The sequence below is a fragment of the Leptotrichia sp. oral taxon 417 genome, from assembly GCF_013394865.1.
GTDB lineage: Bacteria > Fusobacteriota > Fusobacteriia > Fusobacteriales > Leptotrichiaceae > Leptotrichia > Leptotrichia wadei_A.
In genome coordinates this window covers 2,304,305-2,323,071 of the sequence record NZ_JABXYV010000001.1, presented here as the reverse complement: position 1 = coordinate 2,323,071, position 18,767 = coordinate 2,304,305, and the positions used below count along the sequence as shown (strand labels likewise).

Annotated in this window: 24 protein-coding genes; 19 read left to right on the top strand and 5 right to left on the bottom strand. The window is 30.4% G+C overall.

Features of this window, described 5'->3' with window-relative positions; translation table 11 throughout:
* From rplP to secY, 14 genes are all read left to right on the top strand, one after another.
* Positions 1-426: a 50S ribosomal protein L16 gene (rplP, locus tag HW276_RS10700; RefSeq protein WP_147004422.1), complete on the top strand. Its 426-nt coding sequence runs from the start codon at positions 1-3 to the stop codon at positions 424-426.
* Positions 426-617 (top strand): 50S ribosomal protein L29, encoded by a 192-nt coding sequence (rpmC, locus tag HW276_RS10695; RefSeq protein ID WP_006806082.1) that lies wholly within the window; start codon positions 426-428, stop codon positions 615-617. Before rplP ends, rpmC begins: the two co-directional genes overlap by 1 nt.
* Positions 618-628: 11 nt before the next feature.
* Positions 629-889 carry a 30S ribosomal protein S17 gene (gene rpsQ / locus HW276_RS10690; RefSeq protein ID WP_178938419.1) on the top strand — a complete coding sequence of 87 codons (261 nt, stop codon included), beginning with the start codon at positions 629-631 and terminating at the stop codon, positions 887-889.
* Between the two features lie 97 nt (positions 890-986).
* Complete coding sequence (gene rplN, locus HW276_RS10685) at positions 987-1,355, top strand: 50S ribosomal protein L14 (protein ID WP_006806080.1); 369 nt, start codon at positions 987-989, stop codon at positions 1,353-1,355.
* A 16-nt stretch (positions 1,356-1,371) separates the two neighbouring features.
* Positions 1,372-1,755, top strand: coding sequence for a 50S ribosomal protein L24 (gene rplX, locus HW276_RS10680; protein ID WP_147004421.1), 384 nt, complete (start codon positions 1,372-1,374; stop codon positions 1,753-1,755).
* A 25-nt stretch (positions 1,756-1,780) separates the two neighbouring features.
* The gene (rplE, locus tag HW276_RS10675) at positions 1,781-2,335 is read left to right on the top strand and encodes a 50S ribosomal protein L5 (protein ID WP_147004420.1); all 555 of its coding nucleotides are present in this window, start codon (positions 1,781-1,783) and stop codon (positions 2,333-2,335) included.
* A 30-nt stretch (positions 2,336-2,365) separates the two neighbouring features.
* Entirely contained in the window at positions 2,366-2,653 is a 288-nt protein-coding gene (gene rpsN, locus HW276_RS10670) for a 30S ribosomal protein S14 (protein WP_147004419.1), read from the top strand.
* Between the two features lie 23 nt (positions 2,654-2,676).
* The gene (gene rpsH, locus HW276_RS10665; protein ID WP_147004418.1) at positions 2,677-3,072 is read left to right on the top strand and encodes a 30S ribosomal protein S8; all 396 of its coding nucleotides are present in this window, start codon (positions 2,677-2,679) and stop codon (positions 3,070-3,072) included.
* A gap of 32 nt (positions 3,073-3,104) precedes the next feature.
* Entirely contained in the window at positions 3,105-3,638 is a 534-nt protein-coding gene (gene rplF, locus HW276_RS10660) for a 50S ribosomal protein L6 (protein WP_018498270.1), read from the top strand.
* 13 nt (positions 3,639-3,651) lie between these two features.
* Entirely contained in the window at positions 3,652-4,014 is a 363-nt protein-coding gene (gene rplR / locus HW276_RS10655; protein WP_021745794.1) for a 50S ribosomal protein L18, read from the top strand.
* 18 nt (positions 4,015-4,032) lie between these two features.
* Complete coding sequence (gene rpsE, locus HW276_RS10650; protein ID WP_018498268.1) at positions 4,033-4,542, top strand: 30S ribosomal protein S5; 510 nt, start codon at positions 4,033-4,035, stop codon at positions 4,540-4,542.
* A 20-nt stretch (positions 4,543-4,562) separates the two neighbouring features.
* Positions 4,563-4,742, top strand: a complete 180-nt coding sequence (rpmD, locus tag HW276_RS10645) for a 50S ribosomal protein L30 (RefSeq protein ID WP_006806072.1) — start codon at positions 4,563-4,565, stop codon at positions 4,740-4,742.
* 6 nt (positions 4,743-4,748) lie between these two features.
* Positions 4,749-5,363: a 50S ribosomal protein L15 gene (gene rplO, locus HW276_RS10640; RefSeq protein WP_178938418.1), complete on the top strand. Its 615-nt coding sequence runs from the start codon at positions 4,749-4,751 to the stop codon at positions 5,361-5,363.
* Positions 5,364-5,409: 46 nt separating this feature from the next.
* A complete protein-coding gene (gene secY, locus HW276_RS10635) occupies positions 5,410-6,717 on the top strand; it encodes a preprotein translocase subunit SecY (RefSeq protein WP_147004416.1) in 1,308 nt (435 codons plus the stop codon).
* A 92-nt stretch (positions 6,718-6,809) separates the two neighbouring features.
* Here secY and HW276_RS10630 read toward each other — a convergent pair whose 3' ends face one another.
* The 5 genes from HW276_RS10630 to HW276_RS10610 form a co-directional block, all read right to left on the bottom strand.
* Entirely contained in the window at positions 6,810-7,616 is an 807-nt protein-coding gene (locus tag HW276_RS10630; protein ID WP_255460466.1) for an ABC transporter permease, read from the bottom strand.
* 74 nt (positions 7,617-7,690) lie between these two features.
* On the bottom strand, positions 7,691-8,485 hold the full coding sequence (locus HW276_RS10625; protein ID WP_178938416.1) for an ABC transporter permease: 795 nt from the start codon (positions 8,483-8,485) through the stop codon (positions 7,691-7,693).
* A 12-nt stretch (positions 8,486-8,497) separates the two neighbouring features.
* Positions 8,498-9,247, bottom strand: a complete 750-nt coding sequence (gene phnC, locus HW276_RS10620; protein WP_178938415.1) for a phosphonate ABC transporter ATP-binding protein — start codon at positions 9,245-9,247, stop codon at positions 8,498-8,500.
* Positions 9,248-9,343: 96 nt separating this feature from the next.
* A complete protein-coding gene (locus HW276_RS10615) occupies positions 9,344-10,909 on the bottom strand; it encodes a hypothetical protein (RefSeq protein ID WP_178938414.1) in 1,566 nt (521 codons plus the stop codon).
* A gap of 162 nt (positions 10,910-11,071) precedes the next feature.
* The gene (locus HW276_RS10610) at positions 11,072-11,956 is read right to left on the bottom strand and encodes a peptidyl-prolyl cis-trans isomerase (RefSeq protein ID WP_178938413.1); all 885 of its coding nucleotides are present in this window, start codon (positions 11,954-11,956) and stop codon (positions 11,072-11,074) included.
* A gap of 399 nt (positions 11,957-12,355) precedes the next feature.
* Between HW276_RS10610 and glmS the strand changes: the two genes are divergently transcribed.
* The 5 genes from glmS (at position 12,356) to HW276_RS10585 (ending at position 18,643) form a co-directional block, all read left to right on the top strand.
* Positions 12,356-14,185 carry a glutamine--fructose-6-phosphate transaminase (isomerizing) gene (gene glmS / locus HW276_RS10605; RefSeq protein WP_178938412.1) on the top strand — a complete coding sequence of 610 codons (1,830 nt, stop codon included), beginning with the start codon at positions 12,356-12,358 and terminating at the stop codon, positions 14,183-14,185.
* 49 nt (positions 14,186-14,234) lie between these two features.
* Positions 14,235-14,546, top strand: a complete 312-nt coding sequence (locus HW276_RS10600; RefSeq protein ID WP_015770275.1) for a hypothetical protein — start codon at positions 14,235-14,237, stop codon at positions 14,544-14,546.
* A gap of 1,009 nt (positions 14,547-15,555) precedes the next feature.
* Positions 15,556-16,320 (top strand): site-2 protease family protein, encoded by a 765-nt coding sequence (locus HW276_RS10595; RefSeq protein ID WP_178938411.1) that lies wholly within the window; start codon positions 15,556-15,558, stop codon positions 16,318-16,320.
* Between the two features lie 113 nt (positions 16,321-16,433).
* Complete coding sequence (locus tag HW276_RS10590; RefSeq protein ID WP_178938410.1) at positions 16,434-17,315, top strand: hypothetical protein; 882 nt, start codon at positions 16,434-16,436, stop codon at positions 17,313-17,315.
* A gap of 230 nt (positions 17,316-17,545) precedes the next feature.
* Entirely contained in the window at positions 17,546-18,643 is a 1,098-nt protein-coding gene (locus tag HW276_RS10585) for an RNA-guided endonuclease TnpB family protein (protein WP_178938409.1), read from the top strand.
* Positions 18,644-18,767: the final 124 nt, after the last annotated feature.

Here is an 18,767-nt window from a genome sequence, read left to right as displayed (position 1 = left end):
ATGTTAATACCTAAAAGAACGAAATATAGAAAACAGTTCAGAGGAAAAATGGGTGGTGTAGCAACTAAAGGAAACAAAGTTGATTTTGGTGAATTTGGACTTGCCGCTAAAGAATTTGGTTGGATTACTTCAAGACAAATTGAGGCTTGTAGGGTAACAATCAACAGAACGTTTAAAAGAGAAGGTAAAATTTGGATTAGAATATTCCCTGATAAACCTTATACTAAAAGACCTGAAGGAACAAGAATGGGTAAAGGTAAAGGTAATACAGAAGGTTGGGTAGCAGTAGTTAAAAAAGATAAAGTAATGTTTGAAGTTGGCGGAGTATCTGAAGAAAAAGCCAAAGAAGCATTAAGAAAAGCTGGACATAAACTACCTATAAAAGTTAAATTTGTTAGAAAAGAAGAAGTAGGTGGTGATAAGTAATGACAATTAACGAAATTAGAGAATTATCATTGGAAGAATTGGAAGTTAAAGTAAATGAATTGAAACAAGAATTATTTAATTTAAAATTTCAAAAAACTCTTGGACAATTACAAAACACTGCTAAAATACGAGATGTTAAAAGAACAATAGCAAGATTAAAAACTGTTGTAACTGAAAAAACTGGTAAATAGGAGGATCAAGAGTGGAAAATAAAAGAAACGAAAGAAAAGTAAGAGAAGGAATCGTTGTTTCTAATAAAATGGATAAAACTGTAGTTGTTATTGAAGAAACAATGAAATTACACAAACTTTATAAAAAGAGAGTAAAAACTTCTAAAAAATATAAAGCACACGATGAAAACAATGAATGTGGAATCGGAGATAGAGTGCAAATTATGGAAACTAGACCATTAAGTAAAGATAAAAGATGGAGAGTTGTTACAATCTTAGAAAGAGCTAAATAGTTCTATTTTATCAATAAAATTAAAAAATAATATTTTATTTTCAATATTAAAAAAAAGCAAATAGCGTGAGTTAATATTTGAGAGGAGGAAATTTTAAATGGTTCAACAACAAACGATGCTTAATGTCGCTGATAACACTGGAGCTAAAAAAATCATGGTTATTAGAGTATTAGGTGGATCAAGAAGAAGATTCGGTAAAATAGGAGACATCGTAGTAGCAACTGTAAAAGAAGCTATACCAAACGGAAACGTTAAAAAAGGTGATGTAGTTAAAGCTGTAATCGTTAGAACAAGAAAAGAATTGAAAAGAGCAGATGGTTCATATATAAAATTTGATGATAATGCGGCAGTTATTTTAAATACTGCATTAGAAGTAAGAGGGACAAGAATCTTTGGACCTGTAGCAAGAGAATTAAGAGCTAAAAACTTTATGAAAATAGTTTCTCTAGCACCAGAAGTATTATAGGAAGGAGAGTTTAAACGTGGCTAAACCAAACTTAAAATCAGTACCTAGAAAATTACATGTTAAAACTGGAGATACAGTTATTGTAATTAGCGGTAGATCAAAAGATTTGTTACGTAATGAAAACAGTACACAAACTGGAGATAAAGGAAAAATTGGAAAAGTATTAAAAGTTTTCCCTAAAACTGGAAAAATAATTGTTGAGGGTGTAAATATCAAAAAAAGACATATTAAACCTAATGCGATGAACCCACAAGGCGAAGTTGTAGAAAGAGAAATGCCAATTTTCTCATCTAAAGTAATGCTTTGGGATGAAGCGGCAGGAAAACCTACAAGAGTAAGAAAAGAAATAAGAGATGGAAAAAAAGTAAGAATATCAGTTGTATCTGGTAATGAAATATAATATTTTAGAGAGGAGGATGTAATAAATGGCTGAAAAATATATTCCAAGATTACAAAAATTATATAAAGATGAAATCGTTTCGTCATTAATGAAAGAATTAAATCTATCTAACATTATGCAAGTACCTAAACTTGATAAAATAGTAGTTAATATGGGGATTGGAGAAGCAGCAAGCAACCCTAAATTAATAGATGCGGCTATCGTTGAATTGGCGCAAATTACAGGGCAGCAGCCTGTAGCAAGAGCAGCTAGAAAATCAGAAGCTGGATTTAAATTAAGAGAAGGACAAAAAATCGGAGCAAAAGTTACATTAAGAAAAGAAAAAATGTATGAATTTCTTGATAGATTAATCAGCATTACTTTACCAAGAGTAAGAGATTTTGAAGGTGTTTCACCTAAAGGATTTGATGGAAGAGGAAATTATACATTGGGATTAAGAGAACAAATCGTATTCCCTGAAATCGAAATTGATAAAGTAGATAAAATCTTTGGATTAGGAATCACAATTGTATCTACAGCAGAAAATGATGAGCAAGGAAGAGCTTTATTAAAAGCATTCGGAATGCCGTTTGCAAAATAGTATTATTTTGAAGGAGGTGTAATTTAATCAATGGCTAAAAAAGCAATGGTTGAAAGAAACTTAAAAAGAGAAAAAACAGTTGATAAATATGCAGCTAAAAGAGCTGAATTAAAAGCAAGAGCTAAAAAAGGTGACAGAGAAGCAGTTTTGGAATTATCTAAATTGCCTAGAAATGCTTCGCCTACAAGAGTTAGAAACAGATGTCAAATTAATGGAAGACCAAGAGGTTACATGAGAGAATTTGGTATTTCAAGAGTTATGTTCAGACAATTAGCAGGAGAGGGAGTTATCCCAGGAGTAAAAAAATCAAGTTGGTAATATTTTGAGAGGAGGAAGAATTAATGTATTTAACAGATCCTATTGCTGATATGCTTACTAGAATCAGAAACGGAAACATGGCTAAACATGCACAAGTTGCAGTACCATTTTCAAAAATTAAAGAAAGTATAGCAAATATATTAAAAAATGAAGGATATATAAACGGTTACGAAATCAAAGAAGAAGGAGCTATAAAAAATATAGTTGTATCTTTAAAAACTGTAGATGGAGAAGCTGTAATTAAAGGGTTAAAAAGAATATCAAAACCTGGAAGAAGAGTTTACACATCTGTAGAAAGTTTACCTAAAGTATTAGGTGGATTAGGAATTGCCATTGTCTCAACACCACAAGGTGTTATTACAGACAAGGAATGCAGAAAGCATAATGTTGGTGGAGAAGTTCTTTGCTACGTGTGGTAATTTACGCATTTTATAAATTAGGAGGATAAACAATGTCAAGAATAGGTAACAAACCTATAACTATACCTGCTGGTGTTGAAGTTAAGCAGGATGGTCATACTTTTACTGTAAAAGGGCCAAAAGGGCAATTAGTAAGAGAATTAAGCAGTGAAATTAAAGTAAATATTGATGGTAATGAAATTACATTTGAAAGACCAAATGATTTACCAAGTATTAGAGCTCTTCATGGGACTACAAGAGCAAATTTAAACAATATGATTGTTGGAGTAAGTGAAGGATTTTCTAAAGGATTGGAATTAGTCGGAGTAGGATATAGAGTACAGGCTAGTGGAAAAGGATTGACTTTATCTTTAGGATATTCACATCCAGTTGAAATTGAAGCAGTAGATGGAATTACTTTTAAAGTTGAAGGAAATACTAAAATTTCTGTTGAAGGAATTGACAAGCAATTAGTTGGACAAGTTGCTGCAAACATCAGAGCTAAGAGAGCGCCTGAACCTTACAAAGGAAAAGGAGTTAAATACGCTGACGAAGTAATTAGAAGAAAAGAAGGTAAGAAAGGATAGGAGGTAGATTTTAATGGTAAAAAAATTTGATAGAAATAAATTAAGACAAAAAAAACATAGAAGTATTAGAAAAAAAATCGTTGGAACTGCTGAAAGACCTAGACTTGCTGTGTACAGAAGTTTACAAAATATCTTCGTTCAAGTAATTGATGATACAACAGGAAACACTTTAGTTTCTGCATCAACTATTGAAAAAGGTGCTAAAATTGAAAATGGTTCAAACATTGAAGCAGCTAAACAAGTTGGAGAAAGAATTGCTAAAAAAGCATTAGATAAAGGAATTACTGCTGTTGTATTCGACAGAGGTGGATATATTTACACAGGAAGAATTAAAGCTGTGGCAGATGCTGCTAGAGAAGCAGGATTAAAATTCTAAAGATAAGGAGGATTTATTTTGGCTAGAGATAGAGATAACAGAGAAAGAGAAAGTGAATATAAAGAAAGACTTTTAAGAATAAGCAGAGTTTCTAAGACTGTTAAAGGAGGAAGAAGAATTTCATTCTCAGTATTAGCAGCTGTTGGAGATGAAAAAGGAAAAGTAGGTATCGGTTTAGGAAAAGCTAACGGTGTACCTGATGCAATTAAAAAAGCTATTGCAAACGCTAAGAAAAACCTAGTAAATGTTTCATTAAAAGGTGGAACATTACCACATGAGCAAATTGGTAAATATAATGCAACTAGCGTATTATTGAAACCAGCTTCAAAAGGGACAGGAGTTATTGCCGGTTCAGCAACTAGGGAATTACTTGAGTTAGCAGGTGTAACTGACGTGCTTACAAAAATTAGAGGTTCAAAAACTAAAGATAACGTTGCAAGAGCAACTTTAGAAGGTCTTAAGCAATTACGTTCTCTTGAAGACGTAGCAAGACTTAGAGGAAAATCAGTTGAAGAAATTTTAGGATAATAGGTTAGGAGGTAAAATTAATGTCTAAAGTAAAAGTAACACTTGTAAAAGGAATTAATGGAAGAAAGCCTAATCATGTTGCGACTGTAAAATCACTTGGATTAAGAAAAATCAGTCAAAGCGCAGTTCATAACAAAACTGCTGATATAGAAGGAAAAATTAAATTAGTTTCTTATTTACTTAAAGTAGAGGAGGTTTAAAGATAAATGAATCTTAATGAATTAAGACCTGCTGCTGGATCGAAAAGAGAAAGAAGAAGAGTAGGAAGAGGACACGGAACTGGTTGGGGTAAAACAGCTGGTAAAGGTCATAACGGACAAAAACAAAGATCAGGTTCTTATGTATCACCAATATTTGAAGGTGGACAAATGCCTATTATTAGAAGAATCCCTAAAAGAGGATTTTCTAATGCACCATTTAAAAAAGATATTATAGCAATTACATTGACTGATATTGTTGAAAGATTTAACGATGGAGATGTGGTTAGCTTAGAAACATTAGTTGAAAATGGAATAGTTAAAAACCCTAAATTTGTTAAAAAATATTCTGATGAAGCATTAAGAAATGTCAAAGGAAGAAGAGCTGTAAAAGAATACTTAAACTCAAATATTGAGGCTTATGTAAAAGAAAAAGAATTTACTAGCTTATTAAAAATTATAGGGAATGCAGAAGTTAATAAAAAACTAACTGTAAAAGCGCACAGAATCTCAAAAGCAGCTAAAGAATTAATCGAAAAAGCTGGAGGAAGTGTAGAATTATTAGAAATCAAATCATATTCAGCTAAAGCAGGAAATAATAAAAAAGAAGATGGAGATAAGTAAGATTTAATATCTTGCTTTTTCTTCATACACTAAAGGAGTGGTAGAATTGACTCTAGCTGAAGCAGTATCAAGTAGGGTAAAAGCTATTTTTAATATACCTGAGTTAGAAAAAAGGGTAACGTTTACATTACTTATGATAATGGTTGCAAGAGTTGGAATTCACATAGCAGTTCCTGGAATTAATACAGAAGCTTTTAAAAATTTCCAGCAAGGAAATGCGATTGCTCAATTTTTAAATTTATTTTCGGGTGGAGCTGTTGAAAGAGCTTCAATTTTTGCGTTGGGAATTGTCCCTTACATTAATGCTTCCATTGTATTTCAATTATTAGGAGTAATTTTCCCTAAAATAGATGAAATGCAAAAGGAAGGTGGAAAAGAAAGAGATAAAATAACTCAGTGGTCAAGATATGTAACAATTGTACTTGCAATAATTCAATCTTTCGGAATTGCAATATTAATGCAAAATCAAGGATTAGTATTAGAACCAGGTCCAAAATTTGTACTTAGTACAGTAGTTTTAATTACAGGAGGAACTTCATTTTTAATGTGGATTTCTGAAAGAATCTCAATTAGAGGTATTGGAAATGGTACATCAATGCTGATTTTCTTAAATATAGTTGCAGGATTGCCATCAGTTATTAGTAATATGTATGCTGGATTGCCTAGTGGAATGGGAAAAGTTTTATTAGGATTATCAGTAATAGTATTTATAGTATTTATTGCGTTAATGGTAATTGTACAGCTGGCTGAAAGAAGAATTCCTATTCAATATGCTGGAAAAGGAAGTCTTGGATTTGGTGGTGGACAAAGTACAGTTGGAAAGAGAACATACTTGCCATTAAAAATAAATATGTCTGGAGTAATGCCAATAATCTTTGCGTCAGTATTGATGGCAGCGCCTCCGTTTTTAGTTTCAATGATGAAATCTGGAAGTTTAAAAAACTTCTTGGCAGCTCAATTTGAGCCAAAAGGAATTTTTTACTTGTTGCTATTTGCAATATTGATTACAGTATTTTCATTTTTCTATACACTTACAATTGCTTTTGATCCAGACAAAGTGTCAGATGACTTAAAGCAAAGTGGTGGAACAATCCCAACAGTAAGAGCTGGAAAGGAAACTGCTGACTATTTGGAAAAAGTTGCAACAAGAGTAACATTTGGAAGTGCAATATTCTTATCATTATTAGGTATTATGCCAAATATATGGTTTGGATATATCTTAAATCTTCCAGTAATGCTTGGAGGAACAAGTTTACTAATTCTAGTTGGGACTGCTGTAGAAATATTATTGCAAATGGATTCATTCTTGGCAGTTAAACACATGAAGAGTTTTGTAAATAGAAGACATCGTTAATATTAAAATTTAGAATTTATATAAAATAAAAAATCTCTAACTAGGTAAAATTCTTTTTAGAGATTTTTTTATTTATTCATATAATAAAAATTTTAATTTTTCAAATATTTTTTTCTCAATAAATATGAAATAAATTCCAATATAATTGCTACACCAAATATTAAGTATACAAATACTCCAATTTCACGTATATCAAAATACATTGTTCCAGACATAAACATATCGTATCCAATTCCGCCAGCTCCAGCGGCAGCTCCAACTAAAACTGCATTTGTAAAGTTTATTTCAAAACGGATAAAAGTCCAGGATAAAATGGAAGTTATAGTGCTTGGTAAAACTCCTTGAAATATGATTTTCCAAAATGAAGCTCCTGTTGCCCTCAAGGCTTCGATAATTCCGTTGTCTATCTCTTCAATGCTTTCTGAATAGGCTTTTACAAGATAGGCGATGCTGTGGAAAGTCATTCCTATAATTGCAGCTTCTACTCCGACATTTGCGACAACTGAAAAGACCATAACCCATAATATTGTTGGGATTGCTCGAATGAAGGATAAACCTAATTTTATAGTTTTTGATAAATGTTTATTGGAAAGATTTTGGGCTGCAAAAAAGGATAAAAATAATGCTATAAATGATCCAATTATTGTTGTAAGGACTGCTAGCGAAATTGTTACAGCAAGACTTTGAAATACTTGGGCATAAGTGTATCTGTCAGATAAACTTGGAGAAAAAAACATTGTTTTTAAGTCCTTGAAAAAATGTCTAGTTGCTTCAATGATATTGACACCGCCAAAATCCATTGTGGATAGAGTGTAAGCTGTAATAATTAATAATACGGATAAAGTTGTGTATAAATAGATTCTTGATTTTGTAAGTTTTTTTATTTTTATTTTTTCCAAAAGAATATTCACCTTCTTTTTTATTTTATTTATTTCTTTTTTATTTTTATAATAAAGAGAATTATTCAAATATTTTACATTAATTCACTTCTAAGTTTGTTTGAAAGCATTTCTACGCCAACTACAATGACTGTAACGACTAAAATTACAAGTCCGGCGGCATCGTAACGGAAACTTTTGTAATATAGGCTAAATGTAAATCCTATTCCAGTTCCTGTTAAAATACCAACTAATGTTGATTCCCTAACTCCAGTTTCTATGAAAAATAGAAGCCAGGATAAAAGCTGGGAAGATATGCTTGGAATAACTCCGCAAAATATTATTTGAAAGTATGAAGCACCTACTGACTTTAACGCTTCAATTACATCACCTGCAATGTCGTCTATTGTTTCAGAAAAGGCACGTGTCAAATATCCAAATGTTATTAGAAATAATGCCAGAAAGCCTGTAAATTGGCTTTGCTTAAAGGAAAATACAAGTATTAATGACCAGGCTACAATTGGCATATTTCTAAAAAATGAAGCGATTACTTTTGTTATAATTTTTGTAAAAATGTTGATTCCAGTTGAGTTTGAGCCTATTATTGCGAGAAATAGGGCAAATATTGCTGAAATTGTTGTGGCAGTTATGGCGAGTAAAACTGTTTGCAAAGCAGAATTTATGATTTCTGGAAAATATTGGAGGGCATTTTGTGTAGGGATGAATTTTTGTATTAGCCAAAAAATTCCAGCTGGAATTGAGGAGAATGCCATTCCATTTTGAAATCCTGAAATAATGGAGGATATTATGTAAAGTAAAATAATTATTAGCACAAATATAATTTTAGAATAAAATCTCTGTTTAAAAATATCTTTTTCGTTTAAATTCATAAAATCCTCCTGTTAATCCAATTCTTCATCTTTATAAATAAATTCAATTATATCATCTGTAAGATGCTCTGGTTTATCATCAAAAATTTTCTCACCTTTATTTAAGGCGATAATCCTGTTGGAATATTTTTTTGCAATATCAACTTGGTGAAGATTGACAATGCATGTAATTTTCAGTTCTGTAACAATTTTTTTTAAATAATCCATTATATTTTCAGCAGTTTTTGGGTCAAGTGAAGCGATTGGCTCATCACAGAGAAGCAGTTTCGGCTTTTGCATTATCGCTCTTGCAATTCCCACACGTTGTTTTTGCCCACCTGAAAGTTCATTACATTTCTGATAGGCATATTTAGTCATGTTTACCTTTTCTAAAAAGTTAAAAGCCTCTTTTTTTTCCTCTTCTGAATAAATCCCCAGTATTCCAGAAAATACCGACTTATATCCAAGCCGCCCATGAAGCACATTTTCAATAACAGTCAGCCTTTCCACAAGATTATAGTTTTGAAAAATCATACCGATTTCACGCCTTACAAGCTCGATTTCTTTTTTCTTCAATTTTTCAATATTCCTATTTTCAAATAAAATCGAACCTTTGGAAATATCAATCATTTTATTAATACTTCTAAGCAATGTCGATTTTCCAGAACCCGATGGTCCAATGATAGAAATAAACTCCCCCTTTTCCACATCGAATGAAACATTTTTTAAGGCAGTTATTCCATTGTTATATTCCTTTGAAATATTTTTTACACTTAATAACATAAAAAAATTCCTTTCTAAAATTCAAGTTTAGTTTTACTATACAAATAATATTTTAAAAAATAAGGCATATCAGTATCGGTATGCCTATTATAAAATTTATCTGTTTCCAATATTAATTTTATTAGTATTCTGGTTGTTATTTTGCTTCTCTGCATTATTATTTGCATTATTACTGCTGCTATTGGTATTATTGTTATCACTGTTACTATTGTTAGTATTGCTGGAACTTGCATTATTATTTAAAATATTGATTGCTGAACTGTTATTTTGATTGTTACTTTGTGGAGTGTTTTCATTATTAGTTACAGCAGGCTGTTCAACTGCAATAATAGTTCCAAGTGACAGTAAATCCCTTTGTAATTTGTCAAGCTTGTCCTTTTGAGCATAAACAGTATCAATTAATGTTTCAATATTTTTATTGTCTTCCTCATATTTTGTCATAATTTGCTGATAATTATTATTTCTTAAGTTTTCAATTTTTTGAGTTAGCAATGTTTTTTCCTCATCAGTCAAGACAGTATGATTCAAGTTTTTAAAATTATTATTTTCCATAACAAGTTCTGAAGAAAGTTTTACAATTTTTCCTTCGATTAGATCATTTTTGGAATATTCAATAAGTGAACCTATTCTATTAGCTGCAAATAAAGTTTTAGAAGTAAAGTTATCTTTGTTATAAGTAATTTCGTAGCCATTATTTTGACCTTTTATTAAAGCCTTTGAATTATTCTGCAATAAAATTTCTCCGCTTACTTGCGAAAGATTTCCATTTAATCCTTTAGCCACAATTTTTCCTTCGTTAATATCCACATCTGAAATTCTAATATTTAAATCTTTTATTTCCTTTACAAGAGCAGTAGCCTTTAAAGCTGTGTTTAATGAAGTTTCTAAATCTTTCCCTTTATCTAGGAATATATAAAGATTCATATTTTGAACACTGCTGCTGGAATTATTGTTAAAGTCGTTTAATGAAATTTCCTTTTCAAGTTTAGTCAAATTGTCAGAAACATTTGCAAGGGCAATATCCCTTTCCAGCTCGATTTCAGAAATATTTTTTTCAATATTTTCCTTTTCAGAATTTATAGACTTCACAAGTGGCTTAATTTCATTATTTAATTCTACAATTTTTTGAGCCTTGCTCTTCAAATCAGTAAGTTCTGCATAATTTTTTTTCAAAATATTGGTCTTTTCAATATTTTCTCTCCATTTGCTGTTAATAAGATTATCAGTATTAGTTGTTAAAGATGCAACCTTGTCTGTTGTTTCCTTAATGAAGTCAGCAGTTGTTTTATCCGATTTTTCTTGAGCGCTGAGAGAATCTATTTTTTCTGTAAAAGTATCAATTTGAGAATTTTTTTCTTTATAGATGCTCTCTAAATTTACATCTTCCAGCTTTAGATTGGAAATTGTCAATTTTGGCACAAGTTTAAACAGTCCAGTTCGTACTATTCCAACTGTGGCACGTCCTTTTCCAAGATTTTTTCCATTAACTGCAAAATTATCAAAAACCATCTGGCTATTTTTTACAGAATATTTTACATTTTCAAATTCAGAATGTTTGGATCTTGCCATAAATGAGACAATATTGCTTGAAAACATAATCCCAAAAAGAAATATGACTAATACTAGCAATACAGCGCTTAGCAAGTATTTTAAAATTTTCACAAAAACCCTCCTTTTAATGTGATTTTTTTATCATTTACAAAGGCAAATAAAATCACGATAATAAAGCATTTATTATTTTATATTTTTTAACAAGGGGACAAAGCCCCTTGCTTTGTGAAATGCTGTTATTACTGGATTTTTATAACTTTTAATTTTTATATATTATTTAATATTTTTTATTGCATCATCCATATTTGAAAGTTTAAATTCATCAGATACAGATTTCAAATAATTTTGTTGTTCAATTTGTCTTTTTTGATTTTTTCTTTGAGCTTTTATACCTTCCTTAACTTTTTCAAAAGGAACTAAACCTTTAGAATTTTTTCCTAATACTTTTACGATATATAAAGCGTTGTCAACTTTAACTACATTATTAACAATTTGTCCAACTGCTACATTTTTAATAGCCTCTCCTAAAGCTCCTAAACGGCTTTCTGGAATTTCAGAAGTTTCTCCATTTTCAGGAACTCCAGGAATATTTGCATTGTATTTACGTGCATATGTAGTAAAATTATTAGGATTTGCAAGAACATCCTTTAATACTTGGCTTGCTGTTGCAGAGTCAGTAGCTTTGAAAGCTATGATCTGTAATTTTGCAGTATCTTCCTGAAGAGTGAAGGCAGCAGGGTTTGCATCATAATATTTTTTTGCTTCTTCATCAGTAACATTAACTTTACCATTAACTTCATTAACTAAAGTTAGGCTTGCCAATAATTGCTCTTTTATGACATCTTGATTTTCAGTATATTTTTTATCTTTGTCAAGTTTTTCTTCCTTACCTTTAATTGCAAGTGCTCTATTTAAAGCAATGTTTTTAATAATAGATTGTTTCATTTGCTTAATTTGGTCAGGTGTAAGATCTTTTTGTGAGATACCGCTGGAAAATAAGTTTTTTTCCAATTCGATGTTGACTTCATTTTCATATACTTTTATTTTTTTATCTGATGATTCAAATAATACTTTTCCACTTTGTCCATTTCCGTTTCCACAAGATAATGCAAATAAGCATAGTGTTGTTAAAATACCCATTTTTAATTTATTATTCATCTTAAAATCCTCCAATTTGTTTTTTTGTTTAAATTTCTAAATTTATAGTTTTAGTATATCACAACATTACAAACATTTCAAATTAATTAAGTAAAAGTAAGATAATTTTTTTATTTATACTAAAAAATTCGTATATATATATTGAAAAAATATAAAAAATTTGTTATAATCTTTTAAACTAGGAAATAAAGATACAAAAAAGCGCCAGTTCTTTAGAAATAATTTATAAAAATAAATTAATGGCTAAAGAAGACGAGGAAAAGGGTTATCGAAGTAATCGGCGGATGCTCTTTAGGTGGTTACAGCCTTAATAATATACAAAAATTTCAAGTAATTGGGATTACAAAATTATTATAGTAACATTTTCTAGTAATTTTATATTATTAAAGGAGAAAAATTATGTGTGGAATTGTAGGTTACATTGGAGCAAAAAATGCTCAGGATTTTGTTATTGACGGGTTGGAAAAGTTAGAGTACAGAGGGTATGATTCGGCTGGGATTGCTGTTAATACTGGAAGTGAAAAGTTTGAGATTGTGAAAAAAGTGGGAAGATTGAAAAATTTGGCTGATGAACTGGAAAAACATCCGCTTAAAGGGACAGTTGCGATTGGGCATACAAGATGGGCAACTCACGGAAAGCCATCTGATGAAAATTCGCATCCCCATTTTAATAAGGATAAAACATTAGTTGTTGTTCATAATGGAATTATTGAAAATTATTTAGAGTTGAAAAGAGATTTGATTGCGAAAGGGTATGAGTTTAAGTCAGAAACTGATACAGAAGTTGTAGCACACTTATTGGATGAATTTTATACAGGAGATATACTTGAAACAGTAAAAAAATTGCTGAAAGTTATAAAAGGTGCTTATGCACTTGGAATTATGTCTGTAAAAGAACCTGACAGAATTATTGCGGCTAGGAAAGAAAGTCCGTTAATAGTTGGAATTGGAAAGGGAGAAAACTTTATTGCATCTGATATTCCTGCTATTTTGAAATATACGAGAGATGTTTATTTGATTGAAAATAATGAAATTGTGGAAATAAAAAAAGATTCTGTAAAAATTATGGATATAGATGGAAATGAGATAAAAAGAGATATAACTCATATTGAATGGGATTTGGAAGCTGCTTCTAAAGGTGGATACGAGTACTTTATGGAAAAAGAGATTTTTGAACAGCCAGAAGTCCTTGTGAAAACATTAAACAGCAGAGTTGATGAGAATTATAACATTAATTTTGATGATGCAGGACTTACAAAGGAATATTTGAGCGGAATTAACGATATTTATATTGTGGCTTGTGGAACTGCTTATCATGCAGGACTTGCTGGAAAGCATATTATTGAGAAAAAAACGAGAATACGTGTAGATGTTGATATTGCTTCTGAATTTAGATATAGAAATCCTGTAATTGATGATAAGGCACTGGTTATAGTGTTAAGCCAGTCTGGAGAAACTTTGGATACGCTTGAAGCTATGAAGGAAGCTAAAAGACATGGTGCAAGGGTTGTTGCCATTACAAATGTGGTAGGATCTTCAGTAGCAAGAGAAGCAGATCATGTTATTTACACTTGGGCAGGACCTGAAATTGCCGTTGCCTCTACAAAGGCATACACTACTCAAATGGTAATTTTAAATTTGATGGCAATTGATTTTGCATATAAATTTGGAAAAATTACAAAAGATGAAGCGGCTGAAGATATTAAAAAATTGTATGAAGTGGAACAAAGTATTCAAAAAATGCTGGAATATGACGAAAAAATCAAAGATGTTGCAGATAAAATCAAGGATAGTGAAAGCATGTTCTATCTTGGGCGTGGACTTGATTATGTAATTGCTGTGGAAGGTGCCCTAAAATCTAAAGAAATCTCGTATATTCACTCAGAAGCCTTTGCTTCAGGGGAATTGAAGCACGGAACTATAGCATTAATTACAGATGGAGTACCAGTTGTTGTAAATGCTACACAATCTGACTTATTTGAAAAATCAGTATCAAACATAAAGGAAGTTACATCAAGGGGAGCTTATGTCATTGCAATTGCAAAAGAAGGAAATACAGTTGTGGAAGAAGTGGCAGATGAAGTGTTCTATATTCCAGATGTGGAAGATGATTATGCAGGATTCCCTACAATCGTAATTCATCAGTTATTGGCATACTATTTATCAAAATTAAAGGGAAATGATGTTGATAAGCCAAGAAACTTGGCAAAATCAGTAACTGTAGAATAAAAAAGATAGTTATCTAATAATTATAAATAAAAAAATGGAGGAAAAAATTATGAAATTCGACGATTTAAAAAAAGGTGCAGAAGATGCGTTGAAAAAAACTGTAGATGGAGCAAAAGACTTGGCTGACAAAGCTGCTGACAAAACAAAGGAAATTGCAGGAAGTGAAGTTGCTCAAAATATAAAAAAAGGAACTGAAGAAGTTTTTGAAAAAACAGTAGAAGGTGCAAAAGACTTGGCTAATAAAGCAGCAAATAACAAAATTGTTAAAGATGTGGAAAAAGGTGCTGAAAAAGCAGTAGATAAGACAGTAGAAGGAGCAAAGGACTTAGCTGGTAAAGTTACAGGAATGTTTAAAAAATAGTAAAAACAAAAATGTACTAAAAAGAAATTATTTGGAGTATCAGTTTTGGTACTCCATTTTTAAAAAAAATTTTGAAAAATCAAAAAAATGTGGTAAAATAAGTTTGTGGTAAAAATTCCTACCACTACCAACAATAAAAAAATTAGAGAAAAATCTATTGAAAGCCAGTAAAAATGCAGGCTAGGAGTTACGGAAAATGCCAAAAAAACCGCAAAAAATAACAAAAATTAGTCAAAAAAATGCGATTTTAATGTCTGAAAAAATCTCTGTAACACCGATAAATAAAGAATTTTCTCAAAAGTACGGGTTAAAGTAGAGTATCCATTAAAATAAGGATTGAAACAGCCTGAAGTGATTTACCGAAGGAGATGTCGCCATCATCCGTTAAAGTAGAGTATCCATTAAAACAAGGATTGAAACCCATTTAATGTAAACTCTAAAGAGATAGTTCCGTCATTGTTAAAGTAGAGTATCCATTAAAATAAGGATTGAAACTCTGTTATATACATTCCAGTCTTTCTAATCATAGGTAGGTTAAAATAGAGTATCCATTAAAACAAGGATTGAAACCACTCCATGTATTCAATATCAACAATATGATCTATGTTATCGTTAAAATAGAGTATCCATTAAAATAAGGATTGAAACGTTTTGAAACCTTGTTTATAGGTTGTTTTATTATCCAAGTTAAAGTAGAATATCCATTAAAACAAGGATTGAAACTCTTTAATAGGAGCGAAGTTTGAATTTTTATCTACCATGAGTTAAAATAGAGTATCCATTAAAACAAGGATTAAATTATTCGTTAAAAACAACAACTTTTATATAAGGTTGTTTTTTTTATTTGTAAAAAAAGATTTAAATACTTTAATCCATCAAATTTTTAAAATGTTTTGTTATTTTTGGGAAAATTTGATATAATTTATGCAATAGGAATTGGATTTTGGGTGATGAATTTGAGTAATGAATAAAAAATATTATGTAAAGTCAAATTTGGAAAGGAAATTTTGTGAAAAAATTAAAAGACTATTATGACAGGTTTAAGAGTTTGAATCCGCAGTATTCGGGAATAAAATTGGGGATTATTGTTGCAGTTATTGTTTATTTTGTTGCAAGAATTTTTTTTGTGGTGGAAATTTCAAGGGATATGATAATTTCACTTGCGGTTTTTGTAATATCAATGACTTTTCATGAGGTGGCACATGGATATGTGGCTTATAAATTTGGGGATAATACGGCAAAAATGAATGGGAGGATAACCTTGAATCCCCTAAAGCATATTGACTTGACAGGGATAATTTTGCCTATTTTAATACTTTTGAGCGGATTTAAGTTTTTGGTAGGATGGGCAAAGCCTGTTCCAGTGAATTTTGATAATCTAAGACCGCATCGGCTTGGGTTATTTTGTGTTGCGATAGCTGGGATAGTTGTAAACTTTATTATTGCTGCAGTTTCACTTCTTTTATTGAAATATCTTGGAAAACATTTGGATATTGAAAATATCTTTATGACAATTCTGCTTTATACATATCTAATAAATTTACTGCTTGGTATGTTTAACTTAATACCAATAACACCTTTGGATGGCGGAAGAATAATTTATTCTTTTTCTGGTGAAAAAGTGAGAAAATTTTACAATAAAATCGAAAAATACGGAATTTTAATTATATTTGCAATAGTTTACTTTGGAAGTAGAACTTTAATGGATGGGTTTATAGCGATTGTGGAGTTCTTTTTGAAGTTAGCAGGGATTCAGTTAAATTTAATGTTTTAAATTTCAAAAAAATCAAGAAAAAATTTTTAAAAATTACAAATGTGGGATATACTATAATATATAGTGGATATTAAATGGGATGTTTTTATCAAAATTTTAAGGATGTGGTAAAGATGAGAAAATTATTCTTGATTTTAGGGATATTTTTAATGATGAATTTTGAAATATATGGATTCACACAAAAGGAAAAGATTCAGGAAACGTTGTCAAAACTTGGAGTTAGGCAGGAATTGATTGATGAAACAGTTGCGTTGGATTATGAAATACGTGATACGCAATATTTTGAGGAAGATGAGAAAATTATTCGAGAACGGGTGGCAAAACTGGAAAAACTGCTTCAAAAGGATAAGAGAAATTATATTGCAGCACAGGCATTAATCACTATTTTTGAATCAAAAATAAGTGGAGACTATAAAAAATATCTGGATTTATTTGAAAAATACACACCCTATGAATATACAAAAACTTTTTCAAAAATGATGTATGCCTTGGAACAAGGAAATATGCCTGAATTTGAAAAATACATGGATGAAATTCCTAAAAAATATAGTGATCCTGCGATAATAGCATTGTCAAAAATTTTTGTGGCAAAGGATTTTAATGAAAAGCAAATGTTGACAGAAAAGGTTTTGAAGTTGTTAAAGGATGAAGGTGAAAGAAGAAAAATAGGAGTTTCTGATGAGGAATATCATATGATGAAATTGACTTATTATTTAAATAAGATTCGTGGATTATTTGATAGTGGGGAATTAAAGCAGGCTGTTGCAGAATATTTGGATAATGTTGTAAATGAAGATGTCAACGATGAAATACGGAATTATAATCTTCGTGCTGAAGTTATACTTTATTTTAATGTTGTAATAATGAATGAGGGAATACAGGAAGTTATGCTTAAAATAAGTAATGGGGCAAAATTGGAAGATGCTTGGATTGCTAGGAAGATTCAGGAGGAAACTGAAAAAGATAAGGATTTCTTGGCAAAAATGGTAAACTAATGCTGCTTAATAAGGAAATAAGAGTTCCTTGCCAGTAAATAAACAAAATATTATTTCTATTTTTAACAAAAAGATAGTAAGAAGTCGTAGGCTTTCTATAAGTGGGAGATGAATTGCTTTTTTTGTAAAAAAAATTGAAAAAAGGATATGCCTATGATACAATTTTTGTATAAAATATCGAAGAGAAATAATTAAAAATAATATTCAAAATCAAAAGGATGTGTAATTTTATGAAATATAATTTAGCATTCAAATATAGAATTTATCCAAATAAGGAGCAAGAATTATTGATAAACAAGACTTTTGGATGTGTTCGTTTTGTTTACAATACAATTTTGTATATTGCTAATAAAATTTATGAAGGAACTGGAAAAAATAAAATAATTACACCTGCTAGTTTGAAAAGCGAAAACCAATTTTTAAAAGAAGTGGACAGTTTGGCACTTTCAAATGCTCAATTGAATGTAAAACGATCATTTACGAATTTTTTTCAGAAAAGAGCGAAGTTTCCAAAGTTCAAATCTAAAAAGAATAATGTTAAAAGTTACACGACAAATTGTGTGAACAATTCGATACGAATTGAGAAAAACAAGTATTTGGTTTTGCCAAAATTGAAAAGAATAAAATTAAAATATCATAGAGAAATACCAAAGAATTATAGAATAAAGTCGGTAACACTAATAAATAGTAATGGAAATTATTATGTTTCTGTTTTGACGGAATTTGAAAAAGAAATTCAAAAAATACCAAGTAATGATAAAGTGATTGGACTTGATTTTTCAATGTCTGAATTATTTGTCAGCTCTGAAAACCAAAGGGCTGATTATCCAAGAGATTTTAGGATGTTGGAGAAAAAATTGAAAAAATTGCAGAAATCATTATCGAGAAAAGTAAAGTTTTCTAAAAATTGGTATAAGCAAAAAGCAAAAATATCAAAATTGCATGAATATATTAAAAATTGTCGAAGAGATTTTTTACATAAATTATCGAAAAAATTGTCTGAAACATATAATGCTGTGGTTGTTGAGGATTTGAATATGAAGGGGATGAGCCAGGCATTAAATTTTGGTAAAAGTGTAGGAGATAATGGGTGGGGAATGTTTTTGAGAATGCTTGAGTATAAACTGATATTTTTAGGGAAACAATTTTTGAAGATAGATAAGTGGTTTCCGTCGTCGAAAACTTGCAGTAAATGTGGAAATGTTAAAGAGGAACTGAAATTATCAGAAAGAAGTTATAAATGTGAGTGCTGTGGAATTGAGATTGATAGAGATTATAATGCGGCACTGAATATAAAAAACATTGGAAAAGAGATTTTGAAATATTAGGAAATAAAAAGACAGGGTAGGAACTACCCGAAGAGCTTGGTAAATATATTTGGCTAGCAAAAGCAGATACTTCCCAAGAAGCTCCCGCTTATAAAAGCGGGAGTAGTTCACATAAAATTTATAT

Coding starts and splice junctions, on each gene's coding strand:
- rplP (WP_147004422.1), top strand. CDS start 1: ATGTTAATACCTAAAAGAACGAAATATAGAAAACAGTTCAGAGGAAAA.
- rpmC (WP_006806082.1), top strand. CDS start 426: ATGACAATTAACGAAATTAGAGAATTATCATTGGAAGAATTGGAAGTT.
- rplN (WP_006806080.1), top strand. CDS start 987: ATGGTTCAACAACAAACGATGCTTAATGTCGCTGATAACACTGGAGCT.
- rplE (WP_147004420.1), top strand. CDS start 1,781: ATGGCTGAAAAATATATTCCAAGATTACAAAAATTATATAAAGATGAA.
- rpsN (WP_147004419.1), top strand. CDS start 2,366: ATGGCTAAAAAAGCAATGGTTGAAAGAAACTTAAAAAGAGAAAAAACA.
- rpsH (WP_147004418.1), top strand. CDS start 2,677: ATGTATTTAACAGATCCTATTGCTGATATGCTTACTAGAATCAGAAAC.
- rplF (WP_018498270.1), top strand. CDS start 3,105: ATGTCAAGAATAGGTAACAAACCTATAACTATACCTGCTGGTGTTGAA.
- rplR (WP_021745794.1), top strand. CDS start 3,652: ATGGTAAAAAAATTTGATAGAAATAAATTAAGACAAAAAAAACATAGA.
- rpmD (WP_006806072.1), top strand. CDS start 4,563: ATGTCTAAAGTAAAAGTAACACTTGTAAAAGGAATTAATGGAAGAAAG.
- rplO (WP_178938418.1), top strand. CDS start 4,749: ATGAATCTTAATGAATTAAGACCTGCTGCTGGATCGAAAAGAGAAAGA.
- HW276_RS10625 (WP_178938416.1), bottom strand. CDS start 8,485: ATGAATTTAAACGAAAAAGATATTTTTAAACAGAGATTTTATTCTAAA.
- phnC (WP_178938415.1), bottom strand. CDS start 9,247: ATGTTATTAAGTGTAAAAAATATTTCAAAGGAATATAACAATGGAATA.
- HW276_RS10610 (WP_178938413.1), bottom strand. CDS start 11,956: ATGAATAATAAATTAAAAATGGGTATTTTAACAACACTATGCTTATTT.
- glmS (WP_178938412.1), top strand. CDS start 12,356: ATGTGTGGAATTGTAGGTTACATTGGAGCAAAAAATGCTCAGGATTTT.
- HW276_RS10600 (WP_015770275.1), top strand. CDS start 14,235: ATGAAATTCGACGATTTAAAAAAAGGTGCAGAAGATGCGTTGAAAAAA.
- HW276_RS10590 (WP_178938410.1), top strand. CDS start 16,434: ATGAGAAAATTATTCTTGATTTTAGGGATATTTTTAATGATGAATTTT.
- HW276_RS10585 (WP_178938409.1), top strand. CDS start 17,546: ATGAAATATAATTTAGCATTCAAATATAGAATTTATCCAAATAAGGAG.